This is a genomic window from Thalassobius sp. Cn5-15 (genome assembly GCF_022347685.1).
Taxonomy (GTDB): domain Bacteria; phylum Pseudomonadota; class Alphaproteobacteria; order Rhodobacterales; family Rhodobacteraceae; genus Thalassobius.
Genome location: NZ_JAKRGF010000001.1, coordinates 901,604 through 921,224 on the forward strand (window position 1 = coordinate 901,604; position 19,621 = coordinate 921,224).

17 protein-coding genes are annotated in these 19,621 nt (G+C 58.0%); 9 read left to right on the forward strand and 8 right to left on the reverse strand.

Annotation, left to right across the window (positions count from 1 at the left end):
* Positions 1 to 379: 379 nt before the first annotated feature.
* Complete coding sequence (locus MHM86_RS04315) at positions 380 to 3,163, reverse strand: response regulator (protein WP_239196222.1); 2,784 nt, start codon at positions 3,161 to 3,163, stop codon at positions 380 to 382.
* 495 nt (positions 3,164 to 3,658) lie between these two features.
* Between MHM86_RS04315 and MHM86_RS04320 the strand changes: the two genes are divergently transcribed.
* Positions 3,659 to 4,291, forward strand: coding sequence for a response regulator transcription factor (locus MHM86_RS04320; protein ID WP_239196224.1), 633 nt, complete (start codon positions 3,659 to 3,661; stop codon positions 4,289 to 4,291).
* A gap of 170 nt (positions 4,292 to 4,461) precedes the next feature.
* Here the strand turns inward: MHM86_RS04320 and MHM86_RS04325 are convergent, their stop codons facing one another.
* The 3 genes from MHM86_RS04325 to flhA are packed head-to-tail and all read right to left on the reverse strand — an operon-like array spanning position 4,462 to position 8,908.
* Positions 4,462 to 5,175 (reverse strand): sigma-70 family RNA polymerase sigma factor, encoded by a 714-nt coding sequence (locus MHM86_RS04325; protein ID WP_239196226.1) that lies wholly within the window; start codon positions 5,173 to 5,175, stop codon positions 4,462 to 4,464.
* A gap of 20 nt (positions 5,176 to 5,195) precedes the next feature.
* Positions 5,196 to 6,761, reverse strand: a complete 1,566-nt coding sequence (locus MHM86_RS04330) for a hypothetical protein (RefSeq protein ID WP_239196228.1) — start codon at positions 6,759 to 6,761, stop codon at positions 5,196 to 5,198.
* Between the two features lie 11 nt (positions 6,762 to 6,772).
* Positions 6,773 to 8,908 (reverse strand): flagellar biosynthesis protein FlhA, encoded by a 2,136-nt coding sequence (gene flhA, locus MHM86_RS04335; protein WP_239196230.1) that lies wholly within the window; start codon positions 8,906 to 8,908, stop codon positions 6,773 to 6,775.
* A 253-nt stretch (positions 8,909 to 9,161) separates the two neighbouring features.
* Here flhA and MHM86_RS04340 point away from each other — a divergent pair, with 253 nt between their 5' ends.
* The 5 genes from MHM86_RS04340 (at position 9,162) to MHM86_RS04360 (ending at position 12,410) form a co-directional block, all read left to right on the forward strand.
* Positions 9,162 to 9,728 carry an LPP20 family lipoprotein gene (locus MHM86_RS04340; protein ID WP_239196232.1) on the forward strand — a complete coding sequence of 189 codons (567 nt, stop codon included), beginning with the start codon at positions 9,162 to 9,164 and terminating at the stop codon, positions 9,726 to 9,728.
* Positions 9,729 to 9,773: 45 nt separating this feature from the next.
* Positions 9,774 to 10,928, forward strand: a complete 1,155-nt coding sequence (locus MHM86_RS04345; protein WP_239196234.1) for a hypothetical protein — start codon at positions 9,774 to 9,776, stop codon at positions 10,926 to 10,928.
* 107 nt (positions 10,929 to 11,035) lie between these two features.
* The gene (flgA, locus tag MHM86_RS04350; RefSeq protein WP_239196236.1) at positions 11,036 to 11,662 is read left to right on the forward strand and encodes a flagellar basal body P-ring formation chaperone FlgA; all 627 of its coding nucleotides are present in this window, start codon (positions 11,036 to 11,038) and stop codon (positions 11,660 to 11,662) included.
* 57 nt (positions 11,663 to 11,719) lie between these two features.
* Positions 11,720 to 12,025 carry a flagellar biosynthesis anti-sigma factor FlgM gene (gene flgM / locus MHM86_RS04355; RefSeq protein WP_239196238.1) on the forward strand — a complete coding sequence of 102 codons (306 nt, stop codon included), beginning with the start codon at positions 11,720 to 11,722 and terminating at the stop codon, positions 12,023 to 12,025.
* Between the two features lie 19 nt (positions 12,026 to 12,044).
* Entirely contained in the window at positions 12,045 to 12,410 is a 366-nt protein-coding gene (locus tag MHM86_RS04360) for a hypothetical protein (protein ID WP_239196240.1), read from the forward strand.
* A gap of 165 nt (positions 12,411 to 12,575) precedes the next feature.
* Here MHM86_RS04360 and MHM86_RS04365 read toward each other — a convergent pair whose 3' ends face one another.
* Positions 12,576 to 13,352, reverse strand: a complete 777-nt coding sequence (locus MHM86_RS04365) for a nuclear transport factor 2 family protein (protein WP_239196242.1) — start codon at positions 13,350 to 13,352, stop codon at positions 12,576 to 12,578.
* A 191-nt stretch (positions 13,353 to 13,543) separates the two neighbouring features.
* On the opposite strand from MHM86_RS04365, the gene MHM86_RS04370 reads away from it, so the two are divergent.
* Positions 13,544 to 13,924 carry a helix-turn-helix domain-containing protein gene (locus tag MHM86_RS04370; RefSeq protein ID WP_239196244.1) on the forward strand — a complete coding sequence of 127 codons (381 nt, stop codon included), beginning with the start codon at positions 13,544 to 13,546 and terminating at the stop codon, positions 13,922 to 13,924.
* Between the two features lie 84 nt (positions 13,925 to 14,008).
* On the opposite strand, the gene MHM86_RS04375 is transcribed toward MHM86_RS04370, so the two are convergent.
* A complete protein-coding gene (locus MHM86_RS04375) occupies positions 14,009 to 14,602 on the reverse strand; it encodes a hypothetical protein (protein WP_239196246.1) in 594 nt (197 codons plus the stop codon).
* Between the two features lie 184 nt (positions 14,603 to 14,786).
* Here MHM86_RS04375 and MHM86_RS04380 point away from each other — a divergent pair, with 184 nt between their 5' ends.
* Complete coding sequence (locus MHM86_RS04380; protein ID WP_239196248.1) at positions 14,787 to 15,542, forward strand: hypothetical protein; 756 nt, start codon at positions 14,787 to 14,789, stop codon at positions 15,540 to 15,542.
* Complete coding sequence (locus tag MHM86_RS04385) at positions 15,539 to 16,285, forward strand: hypothetical protein (protein ID WP_239196250.1); 747 nt, start codon at positions 15,539 to 15,541, stop codon at positions 16,283 to 16,285. The genes MHM86_RS04380 and MHM86_RS04385 overlap by 4 nt, the downstream gene beginning before the upstream one ends.
* Before the next feature lie 123 nt (positions 16,286 to 16,408).
* Here MHM86_RS04385 and rpoN read toward each other — a convergent pair whose 3' ends face one another.
* Positions 16,409 to 17,737: an RNA polymerase factor sigma-54 gene (gene rpoN / locus MHM86_RS04390; RefSeq protein WP_239196252.1), complete on the reverse strand. Its 1,329-nt coding sequence runs from the start codon at positions 17,735 to 17,737 to the stop codon at positions 16,409 to 16,411.
* A 183-nt stretch (positions 17,738 to 17,920) separates the two neighbouring features.
* Positions 17,921 to 19,414 (reverse strand): flagellin, encoded by a 1,494-nt coding sequence (locus MHM86_RS04395; protein ID WP_239196254.1) that lies wholly within the window; start codon positions 19,412 to 19,414, stop codon positions 17,921 to 17,923.
* Positions 19,415 to 19,621 lie beyond the last annotated feature (207 nt).

A 19,621-nucleotide genomic window follows, 5' to 3' on the forward strand; every position in this document is an offset into this window, starting at 1 on the left:
TGCGTGAGTGGCGGTATCACGAGGGCAGCGCCCCTGCGGGGGCTGCAATACGGGGGGATGAATACGGGGGGATACAATAGTGCGTCCACCTGTCAGGTCTTCCTTGTCGCCGTATCACGGGGCGGCTTGCCCAAATAAACGCTAACACGGCGCCCCCACCTGCCCCCATTGTGCACAAGGTGAGGTCGCATAATCATTGGTATAGTTGTGCGTCTATCTGCTTTGGGTCGCAAAACAGCATTGCAAAGCCCGCCCCAGAAACGACAAAGCCCCCGCCAAGACGAGGGGCTTCATCACACAACCTGTCCCAAAATTTGGGTCGCATGCGCAGCCCTGTGGGCACCAGCACATAGCAAAATTCAAGTCTAGCGCCGCACTATCAGCCGATGACACCGCGCATTTCAGTCATGGTGCGGCGGGTCAGATCCAGCAGGCTGGCCGACATCTGGTTACAGCTGGCAGCGTCACCGTCATCGGCAGAATGGGTCATGCCCTGCAACACCTCATGCACACGCCCCGCGCCGATCACAGCTGCACCGCCAGCGCAACGGTGTGCCTCTGCCCGTGCCGTGGCAAAATCAGAGCTGGCGATGGCGGCGTCATATTTCGGCAGCATTTCAACCGCGTCATTTTCAAACTGTGCCAGATAGCCGACGACCGACTCGCCCCCCAGCATGTCGATCAGACCGTCAAACACTTCCTTATCAATCAGTTGTTCTGTCATGGTCTCTTCTTCTGTTGTCGTTTCTTCACTCTCTTCGATCACACCCAGCACAGCGACATCCGCAAATGCATCCTCCGCTTGTGATGCTGCGACGACGGGTTCAACCGCCTCGACTGGCGCCTCCGCGGCCACATTCTGCCCCTTCTCAATTGACACGATCGCGGGCGTTTCGACCTTCGTCGCCATTCCCTCACAGGCGGATGCTGACGCCTTCGGAGCCATGCCCAAGTCCTCAAACAATGCGTCCAGTGTCGCCATGCGCAGTGGCTTGGTCAGTACACGGTCCATACCAGCGGCCAGAAACTCGCGCATGTGTTCGGGTTGCGAATGGGCGGTGACAGCAACAATCGGAGCCTCTCGACTTTCGCCCATATGGCGTAACATGCGCGTGGCGCCGACACCGTCCAGTTTCGGCATCGAAATATCCATCAGGATCAGATCAAACGCCTGATCACGCCCGGCGGCGACCCCCTCCAGACCATCAACGGCCTGCACCACACGGTGGCCTTTCGTTTTCAGCATCTCCACCAGCATCTGGCGATTAATCTCATTGTCTTCGACAACCAGCACATCCAGCCCGCCATCGCTATCCTGTTGCAGCGCGTGACCGGTCAGCGGGGGGCTAGCGACATCCTCTGCCACCTTGTTCCAGCGCACGACCAGTGAGAAGCTGCTGCCCTGCCCCGGATGGCTTTCCACCTCGATCGAGGCGTTCAGCAAATCGGCAGAGTGTTTGGCGATCGACAAACCCAGACCGCTGCCAGAACTGAAGTGTGAATAGGAATCGCGAATGGTTTCAAAGTTGCGGAAGATTCTGTCCAAATCGACGGTTTCGATGCCAATGCCCGTATCCTCGACAACTGCGGTAAATTCAAACGCTTCGCCCATATCCAACGCCGAAAGCCGCGCCACAACACGCCCTTCGGAGGTAAATTTAACCGCATTGGATAGGAAGTTGTGCATGATCTGGCGGAACAGGATCGCCGAGCCGACAACCTGCAGCGTTTCCGGCAGCTGAGTTTCTAGCTGCAGCTCGTTTTTGTTCTGCACAGCGCGCGGGCGTGCGGCCTCAACAATTTTGTGCAACTCCGCCACGGGGCAGAAGGGCGCAACTGCAATGGCCGTATTGGCCAAGGTATCAAGGCGCGTCAGCTCCAGAACGTTGTCCACCTGTTCTAGCGCATCATCGCCACTGCGTTCGATGATCGACACCAGTTCGCACTGACGGTCGTCCAAACGGGTGGTTTCACGCAGAAGATCAAGCGAGGCCAGAACACCATTCAACGGCGTGCGCATCTCATGGCTCATCGAGGCGAGGAAGCGCGACTTTGCCCGTTCTGCCTGCAACGCCTCGTTGCGGGCCTGCATCAGGCTCAGTTCACGTTCGATCTGTTCCGTCATGTCTGACACAGCAATGATATAGGCGATATCGTCGCTGCCCCCCTCGGACGCAGCAAAACTGGTGTTGGCAGCAAAGACGGTGCCGTCGCGGCGGCGCGCGTTCAGCTCGATGCTGAAATCGGCCAGCGGGTCATCGCGGCCCGCCTTAAGGCTGCTGACAAACTCTTCAAACTCAGTCCGGTCATTGGCAAAAAAATCCAACAACGACCGGCCTAGCGTTTCCTCTTCGCTATATCCAAACAGCGCTTCACCGGCGCGCCCCATGCCCACGACGGTCAGGTCTTTCTGCACCAGAAAGATCGCGTCGCGCGATGCCTGCACGATTGACCGCATGTTGGCCACAGACTGTTTCAGCGCCTGACGCCGTTTGCGCAATGTCACCGCCATCAGCACGTTCACTGCCATCAAACCGGCAAAGAACAGCAACACCGCCATCCCGCTGCGATACATAGCCTGCAAACCCGATTGCAACGTCGCCTCGCGGTCCTCAAACGATTGCACTTCGCTGCGCATCACCCCCTGTGCCAAGGCCTGACGCTGCTGCACCAGCGCGCTGACATCGCTGTGCAGCTGCTGCAGCTCTGCCGGTTGCAAATCCCTCTGCTGTTTCAGGCGAGCTGCGTAAGTGCTTACAAAAATCTTCTGGGCGCTCAGCAAAGCCGCCAGATCGCCCGACATATCAGCATCCGAAAACGCTGCTTGTGACAGCACTTCGGCACCGGCTACAACGTCAGAGAGATGTGCAAAGACGATCGCCTGAGCAGCGGCATCACCAGCACCATGCGCGCCCAGTTGTTCCGATACCTGGGCGTTGCCCACAGCGACCAGCAGGCCTGCATAATCCAGATCCAATTGATCGGTCACCCAATGATCGTAAACCTGACGCTGCTGACCTTCCCATAGGGTCTGACGCACTGCGCCGAGAAAGTTGTTAAACAGAAGGACTGAAACCAACATCGCGACAATCAGCCCGAACCAAATCGCCCAAAGCCCTCTTTGGCGCAGAGTGTCCAAACCGTCGTCTGTTTGTTTCAGCATTATGGCCTTCCGGCGTTCAACTACTACTTTACCCGTGGCCCGATTGGCGCACGGTCGGGCCTCTTCGATATAGCCGCACTGCCCGCGCGCGGTCATTCCTGCTCTGCACGGTCCAAGCCGTACGCCCGAGCCATATCCATGGCCGAGTACTTTGCAACTTCCAAGCCCGAAGTCGCAAGAACACAAAGTGTTCAACGCAACTAAGCCGGGCGTCTCGGCCCAGCCTCCTCGATAGTCCTGGCGGACAAATCACCGCCACCGGCCTGAACGTCACGACCAAGTCTGTACATAAGGGGTATCGCCCACCAATGCCGCTCACAATCCGCCCTTCCGTCTAGGCCTACATACTTTAGTATGGGGTTTTGCAGCTTGTTGCTTGTCTAAGGCGCGTCTTGTTGGTCTAATCGAAATTAAGGCTTAAGAAATATCTCCTTTGGTCGTCTTAAAAGCTGAGTAACCAGTAAACAGACATCCGAAGGTAAAAGAGGGACCAACATGACCGACACTAGCGGCAAGATCCGCGTTCTGATCGCGGATGACCATGGAATGATCCTGGACGTTCTGTCCATGTTCCTGGGCACACAGCCCGATATGCATGTCACCACCACAACTGATCTGGACGGGGCTCTGTCAGCGATTACCAGCAATGGTGGTTATGATGTGGTACTGCTTGATTACAACATGCCCGGCATGAACGGCACACAGGGTCTGACCCGCGCTATTCAGCTGAACAAGAAAAACCCGGTCGCCATCCTGACCGGCACACCAACCAAACGTATTCTGGATGAATCGCTGGCCAAAGGGGCCGCAGGTCTGGTGCCCAAAACCATGCCAGCAAAGAGCCTCGCCATCGCGATCCGTTTTATGCATGTGGGTGAGACCTATGTACCTCTCGACCTGATGCGCGAGGAAGCGGCAGAAGCCGGTGAAGGCGTCGGCAAGCTGAGTGCACGCGAAAAGACCGTTCTGGAATGTCTGGGTGAAGGCAAACAGAACAAGGAAATCGCCAACTCGCTGCAGTTGTCGGAGGCGACGATTAAAATGCACGTAAAATCCATCTGTAAAAAGCTGGGCGCCAACAACCGCACCCATGCGGTGATCACCGCCCGCGATCAGGGCCTGCTGTAAGCGTCCCTTTACCATCGGATTTCTAAAGGCCGCGTTTCCATAGGAGCGCGGCTTTTTTGTGGCTGTAGCTTCTGCGCACCTCAAACATGCCCACTTCATACAAAGTCCGCCTCATACAAAGGAAAACGGCCCCAGAAGGGACCGCACACTCATTACTGCACACCGTACCGTTAGAACGACCCCTTCATGCGATCGCGCAACCGGCCGATGGCGGCCTTTTTGATCTGCGACACACGTCCGGTGGTCACGCCGATGATTGCAGCCACCTCATAGATGTTCAGCTCTTCGACATAGTAAAGCTGCAGCACCAATGCCTCACGCTCTGGCAGTTCTGACACCGCTTGCCGCATGATCGCACGGATCTGCTGGTGTTGCGTCGCATCTTCTGGGCTGACGGTATTGTCCTCAAACAGCGCGGAGTGGTCGGAATAAATCTCATCCAGCGATTGCGTCTTGTTGGCCTGAAACCGTGCCACCCAGGATTGGTAATCCTCCAGCGTCATGCCCAGCTCGGCTGACATCTCTTCAGGCGTAGGATCGCGTTGCAGACGCTGGGCCAGCTCACGCTCTGCAGCGCGGGCCTTTTGCTGCATCGAGATTGTACTACGACAGAGGTTCGAGTTCCGCCTGAGCAAATCGACAATCGCCCCTCGTACCCTGATCGCAGCATAGGCCGAGAAACTGACGCCCTCCTGCGGTGTATAGCGACGCGCTGCATCAATCAGGCCCAGATAGCCCGCCTGAAGAAGGTCGTCGATTTCAGCAAATTGTCCAACCCGCCCCATGAAGTGCCAGGCCAGCTTGCGAACGAGCGGCATATGCTCTTTCACCAGCGTGTCCGGGTCCTTCTTGGGCTGGGGGGCGTAACCCTTTTGCGCAATCATTACCGTTCCTCACTCAACTCTTACTGCAGGGGCAGCGCAGCGCTGCCCTGCATGTCTGCTGCTTTGGCGGCAAAAGCCGCCTCGGCAGGGGTGACGGGTTGCGCATCCATCTGCTCGCGCACCCAAGCGCGCATCCAGTCGGACACAATCACCTCATCCGCCTGCGTCAGATTGTCGAGGACATCCTCGCCCTCGCTGGCCCAGGCCACTTGTTTATTAAATTGCAAAAGACATGCCAGCAGCGGGGCAGAGACCGGCGCGTATGGGTTCGCGGCCATGAAAACCTGCACGTCGCAGTCTTGCCAGGGTGTCAGCATGTTCGCCGCCAGATCACGACTGAATACACTGGGCAGCACAAACAGGCCCTGCCCGCCCGTTGCCATAAATTCATCAGCATACCCCCTTGCGATACCTGGATTATCCGGCAGAATAACGATCTGTGCACCGTCGCCCGCTTCCGGCAGAAGGCGGCCCACCTTTTCGTCCACCAACATCACGTTGAGGCCCAGTAGCTCTGCCTTAGAGGCCAGAAAGGCCGCATCGGCACGGGCCTCTTGGCCCATCACATAAAATGACGGCTTCGCCTCCCCCGCATCCAGTTTACGGATCGCAACCCGCATGGCGACCAGCGCTTTCTGACGCATGTCGGGACCGGCGACGAAGAAACGGCTAACGCCCAGCGGATCCGTGACGCGTTCCGGCAACAGGCTCGACACAATCGCCTGGGTCAGGCCGATCAAATGCCCGGTGCGATCATAGTGGCGTAAATCCTCACAAAGGGCGTTGGCTACGTTTTGCGGCAGAACCGGCGTCGGAATATCAAAGCCGCCCAAACCCGCAACGCGCGGTGCATATTCGATGCCGTCATCAGGCAGCGGCGCGGCAGAAACTGGCGCAGCCTTTGCAGCTTCGGCCGCGACGGTGCCAGCTAGACGCGGTTGCGGCGATGCTTTGACATCCTGACTGGTGTCGCGTTTCGCATCGGTTTTCGCCTGCTGTTGCAGCGGCACCTTCTTGACCTCGGATTTCGCGGCAGCCTTTTGCACTGCTTCCTGCTTGGCCTGCTCCAGACGCTCAGCGGCGCTAGGAGCTTTCGTGGCGGATTTTACCTGAGATGTTGCAAGCGCTTTGTCTTCTGCTTTCTTTGCAGCAGCACGATCACTGATTCCCTTTACCGCCGCCGCATCAGGGGACAATTCCGTGGCCACACCGTCCTCTTCCAAACGACGCTTCAGCAAAGCCTCAAACGTCGCGGTAGATGTCATCCCAACGGGAGAGTTTGCAGCTACATCCGCTGGCTTGCGGGCGACCGCTTCTTTTGTCGCGACGGCCTCTTTCTCTTCAGCAGGTGCGTTGCCCTGTGCCACTGCGAAGGGCGATGCCTTCAACGCTTTTTTCAGGCGATCAGCCAGCGCGGGCTTGTCCGCCTCTGCCACCTCAGGCTCGCCTTCGACCATGGCGATGATTTCAAACTGACCGTCTTTGCGTGACGAAGACAGGATCAGTGCATCTGGACCCAATCGGCGGGCAACCTCATCCATGGCTTGGGCACTGTCTGCGGCGCGAATGGTGATGGATTTGCTCATGCGATCTACTCCTACTGATCCATGTTCGGTACGGCGTCATGGCCACCAATGGTGCTGACAACCTCGATGCGGCGGCCCTCGGGCAGCTCGTCCAGACCCAGCACAACAGTGTCGAGTCCGTGCATACGGATGAAACCTGCCAGGGCACGGCGCAGGCCCGTGGCGACGATAATGATGGGGTGGCGGCCTTCGCCGGTCAGCTGTTCGCCAACCTCTGTCAGGCCGTTCACGATTTTTTCCGCCAGTGCGTTGTCCAGCATCAGGGCTGTGCCACCCTGCGGGATCGACCGCACCAGCATCTGTTCCAGATCGGGGCTGAGCGTGATCAGCGGCAAAGGCTGGCTCAGCGGCACAATCTGTTGCAGCATCTGCGGCACCAGCGACGGACGCAGGCGTTCGGCCATATCCATCGGCGCCAGACCAAGGGCCGAGATATCGGCCATGCCTTCCAGAATGCGGCGCAGATCGCCAACCGGAATGCGTTCCATCAACAGGAAGCGCAGAACCGATGTCAGCACATGCAGCGGCACCAGTTTCGGCACAACGGTTTCCACCAGGGTTGGGCTGGACTGCTGCAGAATGTTCAACAGTGTCTGCACATCATCGGGGCCGATCAGCTTGTCTGCGTGAGAATACAGCAACTGGCTGAGGTGGGTGGCAATCACCGCTTCAGGTTCGACCACGACGTAATCATCTGCCTCAGCTTCGGCCTGCTGGTGGGGCTGGATCCAAACCGCATCCATACCAAAGCTGGGATCGGTACATTCAATGCCTTTCAGCTTGCGGCGCGACATGCCACCGGGCAGCGCCAGCTTGCGATCGGGATACACCGCATCCTCACCCACAATCGCCTGACCAATGCGCAGACGGTATTGGTTTGCCTCAAGATTCAGGTCATCGCGAATACGTACGCCCGGCACCACAAAGCCCATGGCGCGCGATGCATCCCGGCGCACACCGGTCACGGAAGAGACCAGCGGACTGGCTTCACCACCGTCAATCAGCGGGATCAGGCCATAGCCGATCTGGATCGACACGGGCGCATAGTCGGTGATGTCATCGGCGGTGATGGTGGCCGACGGCTTGTCTGACTCTTCCTTCTGCTTCTGCTGCGCCTGCTGCTCCTCCACCTCGGCAGTTTCCGCCTGACGTTCATCGCGCACCTTGGAGAAGTAGGCCGCCCCACCCGCAGCCGCCGCTGCCAGCAGGAAAATCAGGTTCGGCATGCCCGGCACCAGACCAAGGATCGCCATAACAGCCGCCACAGGGATCCAAGCGCGGCTGATGTTCATCTGTTCACCAATGTGCGCGGCCATGTCTTGGGTCGAGCTTACACGGGTCACGATGATCGCAGTCGCAATGGACAACAGCAGCGACGGGATCTGTGCAACCAGACCATCACCGATGGAAAGCAGCACATAAGCCTCTGTCGCGGCCCCAACCGCCATGCCGTATTGCGCCACGCCAATAACGATACCGCCAATGATGTTGGCGGCCAGAATAAGGATACCGGCAACCGCGTCGCCTTTTACGAATTTCGACGCACCATCCATGGCACCGTAGAAATCCGCCTCGGACGCCACTTCGGCGCGGCGGTCGCGGGCTTCATCGTTTGTTAGGATACCGGCGTTAAGGTCAGCGTCGATCGCCATTTGTTTGCCGGGCAATGCGTCTAGTGTAAAACGCGCCGACACTTCAGACACGCGGCCTGCACCTTTGGTGATCACCACAAGGTTGATGATCATCAGGATGGCGAAAACCACGATCCCCACGGCAAAGTTGCCGCCAATGACGAAGTTACCAAAGGCCTCAATCACCTTACCGGCGGCACCGGCCCCATTGTGGCCTTCGGTCAGCACGATACGGGTGGAGGCCACGTTCAGCGCCAACCGCAGAACGGTGGCAATCAGCAACACACTGGGGAAGGACGAAAAATCCATCGGGCGATAGCTGTGCAGCGACACCATCAGCACCAGAAGGGCCAGAAGAATGTTAAACACAAAGAAGATATCAAGCAGCGCCACCGGCAACGGCAGCACCATCATGGCCACAACAGCCAGAATACCAAAAGGCAGCGTCATGCCACCCAATTGCCCCATAAACTGCTGTGGGCCACTTGATCCAGAGTTGGCGTTGGTCACTGCCATCTTACTTTGACACCCTGTTTCTACACTGCATTTGTCGCGGTTGGCCTCGCTTTGGCGCGGGACCATTCGGAACAATTCACTGCAAAGCGCGTGCCAGATCGTGGGGGTCGCAGGAAATATTTGCCCTCACCCACGCGCAACGTCAGGCCTCCGCGGCATCAGGCGCGATCACAGACACGGTCAGCAGTTGGCACGGGGGTTGCACAGTCTGGGGCGAAACCATTTGTGAACCACCCCTGACGGAGACGACGCAATGACGCGCTATAAGAAGTCCCTCCCCATCGTCGGCACTGCCCTGACGCTCAGCATGGTCCTGTCGGCCTGTGTGAAAATGCCGATGCGAGCCGTGGCCGCCCTGCCCTCCAGCCCCACGCAGGAAACCGCAGCGCTGGCAGTCACCAAGGACAATCTGGACGTGCTGTCCGGTGACAAACAGGCCCCTGCCACCGCGATGGCCAAGGCCAAGATGCTGGGCGTGACGCCGGACCCGGTGCAGATCACCGGTGTTGGCTATAGTCAGATCGGTGCCCAGCCGGGTAAAACGCTGAACGAACGCCGTCTGATGGCGATGCGCGCGGCACGAATGGAGGCGATGCGCGATCTGACGGAGCAGATCCACGGGCTGCAGCTGACCAGTGACACCACACTGCGCGACAATGTGATCCGTTCAGACAATCTGCGCGGCATGGTCGAGGGTGAGATCCGCGGTGCCAAAACCCTGCGCATCATTCCCAAAGGCAATGACAGCTATCAGGTCATTCTGGCGCTGGATCCCTCCACCGTCGCCTATATCCTGCGCTCTGCCCGCGGTCAGGCCTGAAAACCAGACCTAACCCGCTGACTTTCGACCTTAAAGGAAGCCCCCATGCCCTGTGACCGTCTTGCACGCCCTGCCCGTTCTGCCCTCTGCGCTTTGGCCCTTGGTGTCGCGACACTTGTCGCGCCCTTGTCCCTGGCGTCCACAGCACTTGCAGACAGCGCAGAGACAGAGCAGGCGATCTGGGTCGATGTGATCGGCCATGCGGTTTCCAATGGCTCCAAGGACAAGCCTGCCGCCCGTCGCCGCGCCCTTGCGGATGCGCTGATCGCAGCGGGTATGGCAGGCGGGGTGGAAATGAAAGGCCACACTGTGATGGACAAGGGCGTCGTGGTGCGTGATCTGGCGATGATGCGATCCGCCGGCCGGGTGCTGCGCTATGACAATCGAGGCGAACGCTGGTCCGGCAATTCGGTAGAAGTGCACCTGCGCGCGCTGGTTGCGCCGCTGCAAGGCCCCGCCTGCGGTCATCGCCGCAATGTGGTTCTGGTGGCTCTGGCGCCAGAGATTTACACATCCCCCTCCGCGCCCGCGTGGTCCACGCAGCTCGGCGCTGAGCTTTACAATGATGCGATACGTCGGGTCGAACACACCCAAAACGTTACCGTGAAACACGTGATGGGCATGGGGCAATCGCCCGTATCACCGAAAAAAATCACTTCTTTCGACTATACCGCGTTGACCCGTGGCCACATCCATACCCACCCTGGTGACACCCAGCTGTCCACCCGTTTCGAGGTTGATACAGCGATGGGACATGCCGGCGAAAAACTGGTGTTGCGCGCCAGTCTGCAACTGACCGAGGGCACCGGTCAACGTACTGAATATGTGATGGAAAACAGCGTCCGCCTGCCCGGCACAGGCCCGTTCACATCGCTGGTGGATCGCAAACGTGACCGGCTGCAGGGCAAACTGTCCAAAGGTTTTCCCGACTTGCTGCAACAGGTGCTGGATATGGCGACATGTTCGCCTGTCGCGGCCCATGTCAGCCGCTCTGGCCGCACGCTGTCTGTGTCAGTGGGCCGCAAACACGGGCTAAGCCGCGCGGCGCTGGCCTTTACCGAAAATCCGGCCTCTGATTTTGAAGTGCTGGAGATTGTGAAACTGCACAACAACCGCGCCACCCTGCGCCCTGTTGACCCCTCCACTCCTTTGTCAGTGTTCGAAGGCCGCATTGTGCGATTTGTGGATGCCGGCGCATGATGACACGCCGTCACCACCTGCCGATCCTGGTCTTGACTGCCCTCCTTGGCAGTGGCGCCTTTGCCGCGCAGGATCCGGTTTATCGTGATGGCGTCAGCGGTGCAGAAATGCAGGCGCTGGCACAAAATGCGATGGCGGCGGCGAATGTGGCTGGCAAACTCTCCATCTCTACCAGCCGCGGCTATCCACCCTGCGCCACTGCGCCGCTGATCAGTCCTCACAAAGGCAAATGGTCAATGTTGATCGCGCAATGTAACGGAAAAAGCGGCTGGAGCCGGCACATCCGCACCTCGATCAAGCCCGGTCGTGCGATTTTTTCACGTAGCCTGAGGCCTCAGCCAGATGGCCCTATGGTGGCCGTTCTGACCAAGAGTCTGAAGCGCGATAGCGTGATCACCGCAGCAGATATTGAAATGCGCCCTATCCCCCGTGCTACCGGCGCGGGTGCCTTCAGCGATCCCCGCCATGTCATTGGCCAGCGGGTGACCAAAAATTTAGCAGAAGGACGCGCCATTCAGGCACGGCACTTGCAAAAAAACTGGATGATAGGACGCGACATGCCGGTCGCCATTGAGTTCGCCGGCAAAGGCATGTCCATTTCCGCCCCTGGTTTATCGTTGGAAAACGGTGAGTTAGGGGAATACATCGAGGTTAGAAACCTCTCCAGCGGGACCGTGTTGAAAGGACGCGTTTCAGGACCGCAGAAAATCACCGTTCGGGCTAAAACTCGCTGAGCAATCGTCGTTAATAATATCGTGAAATGATACGTTTCAGATAGGAGAGAGAGAGCTATGGTCGATCCGATCAAAATATCGTCCAATGCCTCAGCAACACGTTCCGTGACGACGGGTACATCTTCGGCCCGGTCGCAAACTGCTGCGCCGGCGAAAGCCGGAGCTGTTACGGGTGCAAAGACCGACGCCGTATCGCTGAGTGCAACAGCCAGCCAGATGCCGGAAGAGCTGAAGGCAGGCCCGCCGTTTGACACGGCAGCGGTGAACAACATCAAGAACAAACTGGCCGAAGGGAACTATCCCGTCGACGTCAATAAGATCACCGATAGCCTGTTCCAGGGTTACATGGAACTGGCCGGATAAAGTAACTAGGGGCTGACGTATGACCACCGTCGAAATGATCCATCTTGCTGCAAGCGTATTGTTTATGGGAGGCGCGGCTACCTTGCTGTTTCAACGCAAGAAGCTGCGCAGCCTGTTTTCCCGTCGCCAGCAAGACGCCACCACGATCCTCTCTTCGCTTGAGGACCGACTTGAGGCGCAGTTCAAGGCGCAGACCGCGCTGCTGAACGAGCAGAACAAGAAAATGGCCAAGATCGCAAACCAGGTCTCGACCCTGGCGGATGAACGGTTGGTAGAACAAGCGATTTCCGTCGCGCGTATGGGCGGCAATCCCGAACATATCAGCACCGCTGTTGGCCTGACACTGGATGAGGCCCGCACCCTGCATCGTTATCGCAAAAACTGATTGCAGGTTTAATGATTGGCCCCTCGGGGTATGTTGAACAAAGGTCGGCCTCGCCGGCCTTTTGTTTTGCGGCGTCACACTCAAACGCAAACGGGCCAGCAGGTGCTGGCCCGTTGGTGCACTGGTAGCTCTAGCGCCACCAGCGCGGGTTCCGAAGGGGGGACCTCAGAACTTGCCGTTACCATGCGCCATTTCAGTGGGCGTCTGCGATACCACGTCCCAATGTTCAACGATTTTGCCCTCTTCAACGCGCCACAGATCAAAGAAGGCCCAAGGTTGACCGCTGACCACGGCATCCGAAGCAACAAAGACAAAGTTACCTTCGGCCACCACGATCTGCGGATCAAATTTGGTGATGACGAAGCCCTGATCGGCCCATGCCTTAGTGCCTGCGATCAGCCCGTCGATCCCGTCGGCCAAATTGGGGTTATGCTGCATGTAAACCTCTGAATACATGGGGGCCTTTTCCGGTGCCACGCCACCCAGCACATCACGGACAAACCCCAGAACCAGCTGTTTGTTCTCCTCGGTCTTGTCCAGATCGGTGATGTCGACCGGACCGTCAGTCATGCCACGGCCCGATGCTGTGACCTCTGGGATCGGTTGCAGGTTGTCCCAGTGTTCAACCACCTTGCCATCCGCCACGCGGAACACGTCAAAGGCAGCAAGGCTGGGGGCGCCGAACGCTTCGGCGTTGTCAAATGTGCTGTGCAGCACCACCAGATCGCCTTCGGCAATCGTGCGGTGGGTGGTGACGGTCATGCCTGATTGTTGCACCAACGGGATCAGCGCTGACAGGCCATCGGCGCCGGTGGGCACCTGCGGATTGTGCTGGATGTAGTCGGGCGTCACCAGTTTACGCGCCGCCTCTGGATCGTGATCGATGAAGGCGGCGGTGAACAGAGCAAGGACAAGTTCTTTTGCGGTCTCAATTGCAGACATGGTGGTTTCCTCCGATGCATATCTGATTCGTATTCGATAGATACGTGGTAGCATATTGATACCACATCGCAATTACGTACCTTGAAGTGACCTAGTATGCTTGACCCTACCAACCCTTGTTTACAATGATTGCATTGACCTGTGCCCCGCTCTATGCTCGCACCAGTTCACAGCTAAAACCAGATATCAAAATGCTACCAATTGGCGTCGCCAACAAAGCCGAAGCGTCCAACTGCTCGATCCGCTCGATCCTGTCCAATGTGACGGGCAAGTGGCGAATGATCGTCATTTTGGCGCTAGAGGATGAACCGAAACGCTTCGGCGATCTGAAGCGTTGCATCGGCGACATCACGCAAAGCGTGCTGACCGAAAACCTGCGCGGATTGCAGCGCGACGGCTATCTGACGCGATCGGTCGATCCCGGCCCGCCGGTGGCCGTGTCCTATGAACTGACCCCGCTGGGGCGCAGCCTGCTGGCGATGCTGAAACCGCTTGTTTACTGGTCCCATGAACAGATGGACGAGGTGCGCGCGCAACGAATGAGCTATGATCGGGACCAGAAAAACGGCTAATCCAGTCGGCCGCTCTGCAATAAAAAACCGGGGCACGTGACCCCGGTTTTCTGTTTTTAGGGTGTGGTCCGCAGTACGCCCGGATCACCCCATGATCGGCATCACCTGCGCGCCCGCAGCCAGGCGCCGCGACCAGGCCTCTACATCATCTTCGAACACCTTGTGGATCGACGGGCTAAACCGCAAGAGCGAGGCGATCGCCAGTTCGCGCTTGTCCTCAAACTGCGTCATCAGGGTACGGTCCACCTCGGACCAGTTCGTATCCGGCATGCGCACCTGTGCACGGCTGCCATCGCGCGAAAACCGCAAATCCCACTCAAAGCCGAACAGCGTCAGCGACACCATATTGCCCGGCTCAAACGCACCGGAGCGGCGGATCATATGCATACCCACATAATCATGCAGTGCGTCAGAGGTATTGCGCAGCACCTCTGCCCCCACCTGACGCCAGCCTTCGTCCACATTGTGTTCCAGAACCTTCCACGCGCCATCACCAGTTTCGCGGAAGGCAAGCACCTCGCGGCCATCTTCCCGCTCTGCCTCTGGCTGTCCGGCTTTCACCGTACCGACATCAAAACTGCCCTCCCCGATGGTCAAACGGGCGAACGGTGCCACCTCCAGATCCGGCCGCGTGGCCACCGGTTCAGCATCATTGAATGCCGGCTCATGTATACTCATCACCAAACTCCTTGGGGCAAATTGAGGCACATCGCGATAACAAAAGACAAGATACGCCTGTCCCCCTCTCCAACGACGCAGATCATTTGCGTTTTATGCCTCCTAGAGTTTTCGCCTGCCCAGCACGATGGCAAGATGGCACGGAAGATGCACTCACCCTGCCAAGAGAGTACGGAGTGGCCGCATGAGCACCGAAACGCCAGATATTCAGGACGCGATCAAAATCGCCCTTGCCTCGGCAGATACCGCCGGGGACGCCGCCGTGATGGCGGAAAAAGAAGCTAAATCCATGTCGAACAAGGCCGAATGGGTGGACCGTAAACTGGTGCCCTTCGGCATCGGCACGCTGGTCGCTGTGGTGGTCTGCACTGGCCTCAGCGGTCTGGTGTATTTCCGCACCCTTGCGGATCTGCGCACCGCACGCGACACTCATGTGGAGGCGCTGCATCTGTTCACCCAGAAGGTCAACGACCTCAGCGAAACAGTGGCCCGCACCGAAGATCTGATCAACGGGCAAGAGGCGACCAAGACAGAACTGGCGGCCTCACTCGACGGGATGTCGAAACGGATGGCCGCGATGGAAGAGACGCTGCGGCAAAGCTCTGACGCAACACTCGCGGCCTTTGGCGCCGGTGCCGAGGGCTTTGCCGAGAAGTTGAGCCAAACAATGGATCCACGCGTGGACTCGATCCGCGATGAGGTGATGGCGGGCATGTCCGATCTGCATCTGGCCCTAAGCCAGAAACTGTCGGCGCTGTCAAAACAAGTGGGCGATAGCGCAAAAATGGCCAGTCAGCGGCCGCAGACCGCGGCGGACAAACAGGCCCGCGCCAAAACCGCAGCCAAACCGCGTCCGAAACCAGCGCCCAAGAAAAGCAGCACCGCGACCAAAAAGGTCAAAAAAGCCTCCGCCCCTAAGAACCCGTTTAGCTACCCATGATCCCCCTCTCCCCTACCCCGCCGCCGGAACCCAGCGACGTGCATCTGGAATTGCGCAAAGTGGGCGCCGCTGGTCACTCCCTTGGCCTGCGTTCCGGTGACAAACTGGTCGGGCTGGAGGGGCAGGCCTTCACCGGCGGTGGCGCGGAACTGAGAGCACGGTTTTCGGTGCGTGAAGACAAGCCGGTTGCAATGCACTTCAAACGCGCGGATGTGGATCTGACGGTGATTTCCCTGACGCCCAATCTGGGGCGCTGGGTCACCTGCCCCATTGCCGGAGAGGCCCACATTCCCCCCGTCGATGCCAGCCAGCTGGACAACTGGGAAATCCTGCGCAGCCGCGATGGCACCTATGATCTGTTCCGCCACCGCCCGTCGCCATTGGTTTGGATGATAACCCCCTTATGGATGGCACAAATGCGCCTGTGGCCGCATCTGGCGTCCTTTGTGGGCATGGTGGGCGTCTGCCTGCCTGTCGGCATGTGGATGAGTGCAACACTCTGGGTGCTGGCCTCCTACTACATTCACAAGAACTATATGCAGGTGATCCGCGCTGACCGGATTTCACGCGGCATGTTTCCCTATGCCATCATCGCCTCGCGGGGCGAAATGGGTGCACATGCAACATATCTGGCGATTCAGCCGGATGATGAGTTTGCCTTTGGTAAGATCATCCTGATGAACCAAAAACAGGATCCCACGCCCGAACCAGAGGGTGAGGATTACGACTATGTGCCGGTCTAGAGACCCGCGCAAAGGTCTAAAAACCATTTGAAATCAGCGCAATAAAACCAAAGAAGGGAAGTGGCGAACCACTCCCCTTCTTACTGCCCACCCGTCCCAGGTTGACCTTGAATTTTAGCGTCTTCAGCTTGCTTGCAACACGGCGTTACGGCGGCGCTGGAAGGACGACGGAATTTTCAGAATATCACGGTATTTCGCCACCGTGCGGCGCGCCAGATGGGTACCTTCGGAGGTGATGACCTTGGCAATCGCATCATCGCTGAGGGGGCGTGCGGGATCTTCATCCCTGACCAATTGTTGAATACGGTGACGCACGGCAGCGGCGCTTTCCCCCTCCTCGCCTTCTTCTTTGCGCAGCGAGGCAGAGAAAAGGTATTTCAGCGGGAAAGTGCCCTGCGGGGTCTGCATCAACAGATCGGTGGTCACCCGGCTGACGGTGCTTTCATGCACGCCGATCGCCTCTGCCACATCCTTTAGCGTCATCGGGGTCAGACCTGCAGGCCCCTGCTCCATAAACCCTGACTGACGGCGCAGAATTTCAGCGCCAACGGCCAGCGTGGTTTGGTTACGGTGTGCCACCGCACGACGCAGCCACAAAGCCACAGACAGGGTGTCGTTTACATAGTCGCCATGCGCTGGTTTCAGCTGCTGAGCCTTCTTTTCATTGACCAGAACACTGGGCAGCGTCGATTTGTTCAGGTCGACCATCCAGCCCTCTTCGCCTTTGGTGACGATCAGATCAGGGGCGCGCTGCGGCACCACAGGACCGTTAAAATCCGCGCCCGGTTTGGGGTTCAGGCTGCGCAACAGTTTCAGCGCCGGGCGCAGCTCGTCCATATCGCAATCACAGGCGCGCATCAGCGATTTCAGATCCGCGGCGGCCAGTTTTGGCAGATTGTCCAGAAGCGCGGCAAAGATCGGGGTCATCACCTCTTGATCAATCGCCTGCAGCTTCAGGCATTCTGCCAGCGAGCGGGCGAAAAGACCCGAAGGTTCAACCTGTTGCACACGGGTCAGCCATTCTTCGGCTTCCTCAGAGGTCAGACCGGTGCGCATGGCGATCACATCCAGCTCTTCACCCAACCAACCGCTTGGCTCCAGTGCTTCAAGAAAGGCGTCAGCAATCATACGGTCGCGCTGATCAGGGAACAGCATGTCGAATTGTGCCGACACATGTGCATAAAGGGAAAGGTCATGTTCTGCGATCCGGGCCAGAATATCGCCCTGATCAACCCCCGACCCGCCGCTGCGACTGCCAATACCGCGCATCGACTGCTGTTCGGCGCCGGGGCCGGGCTTTACGTCCACAAAGGGATTGTCTTCTGCTTCACTCTCAATAACCGAGGTCAGATCGACATTGCTGTACTGCAGCAGACAGATCGCTTTTTGCAGCTGCGCTGTCATGACGATCGATTGACGCTGACCAAGGTGTTGTACTGTTGAAATTTGCATGAGCATCTCCTTGTCGACAAGGATGCTCTCCATTTTAGCCCCAAACAACGTAAATCGTTTGACTTCACCTTCAGGGGGTATAACAGACGAAAGTATGGGTATTTAAGTCATTGAAAAACAAAGAAACCGGCGCTGAAACGCCGGTTTCCTGTCGGGCTGTCAGTTTCCTGACGCCATCCCTTATTAACCACGCAGCAGCTGCATTACGTTCTGCTGGCTGGAGTTGGCTTGCGCCAACATCGCGGTGGCAGCCTGGCTGAGGATCTTACCACGCGCCAGCGAGGTGGATTCCTGAGCGAAGTCCGCATCTTTCACCCCCGAACGGGCCGCTTCCACGTTTACCGTGATGTTGGTCAGGTTCGAGATGGTGCTGTCCAGACGGTTGGAAACCGCACCGAGGTCAGAACGCGATTGGTTGATCTTCTGCAGAGCCACGTCGATGGTCTTGATCGCTTTCGAAGCGCCCGCCGCAGTGGTCAGGTCGATCCCTGCAACGCTTTCCAGTGCAGAGCTGTTCGCATCAGCGCCGAAGAATTCGGTACCGTCTGCTGCACTCGAGGTGGTACCAACCGAGAAGCCTTTGGTCGAAGTCATTTCAACCTGACCGGTGATCACTGCCGAGGTCACAGCCGAAGTGGTGTCGGTCAGGGTCACGGCCGGAGTACCAGCGGCGGTGACACCGTCAGATTCCAGTGCGGTCACGGTCATCGTGGTGTCGTCAACGCCGGTGTCATAGCCGGTCAGTTCAATGTTGTTACCCTGGGTGTCGGTCAGGATAATTTCACCGTTGTTGTCACCCATGGTGGCCGAAACGCCAGTCTGACCTGCCTGTGTGTTGATCGCGTCCCGCAGACCACGAAGGTCGTTGGTGTCCGAGATGTTCACGTTCCCAATCGAGGTGCCGTTGACCTCAAAAGTGACGGTCGATGCGGCCGAGAAGCCCGACAGTTTTGCCTTCGACACTGCGGTCGCTTCAACACCGGTCGATGCCGAGGAAGAGTTGATCGCGTCTGCCAGCGATTTGGCCGACTGGCTGGCGGTGTTGGTGATGCTTGCCGAACCTGCGTGACCGGTTACGGTCAGAACCGCACCTGCTGCGATTTCCGATACAGCCGAACCTGCCGCCGCGGTGCCGCCAAAGGCGTTGACCGACGTGGATACAGTGTGAGCACCGATGTCGGTCGCTGCCGCGCTGTCCACGTCAATGTTCATAACCTGACCAGAGTCAGCACCGATCTGCAGCTGACGGCCGGTGAACGAACCATCAAGGATCTTCATGCCGTTGAAGGTGGTGTCTTTGGCAACGCGGTTGATCTCGGTGATCAGCTGGGTGCCTTCTGCCGCCAGGTTGTTACGGTCGGAAGAGGTGTTCGTGTCGTTCGCGGACTGAACAGACAGTTCACGCAGACGCTGCAGCATGTTCGAGATTTCGACGTGCGCGCCTTCGGTGGTGTCCACCAGGTTCTTACCGTCGGTGGCGTTGCGAACCGCTTGGCTCAGGCCTTTGATCTGGGCGGTCATCTTTTCCGAGATGGCCATGCCTGCCGCATCGTCTTTCGCTGCGTTGATGCGCATACCCGAGGACAGGCGCTCCATTGCAGTGGATTGTTCCATGTTCACGCGGGTCATTGTCGCTTGTGCCGACAGCGCGCCAATATTGGTATTAATGGTAGTCATGGCCGTCTCCTTGGCTGTAAATCAGTTTGCGCTCAGTTGCGCTTGTAATTGGGAACGTCCGGTGGCGAAAAAGTTTAAAGAAAATCGCGAAAAAGAGATTTAGCTACTGTTTTTAAACGATTTTTTATAGAACCCAAAAACAGCGCCAGAATTCAGGGGCGGTTTTTCCTATATATATGTATCGCAAAATCAGCCGCTTTGACGGTT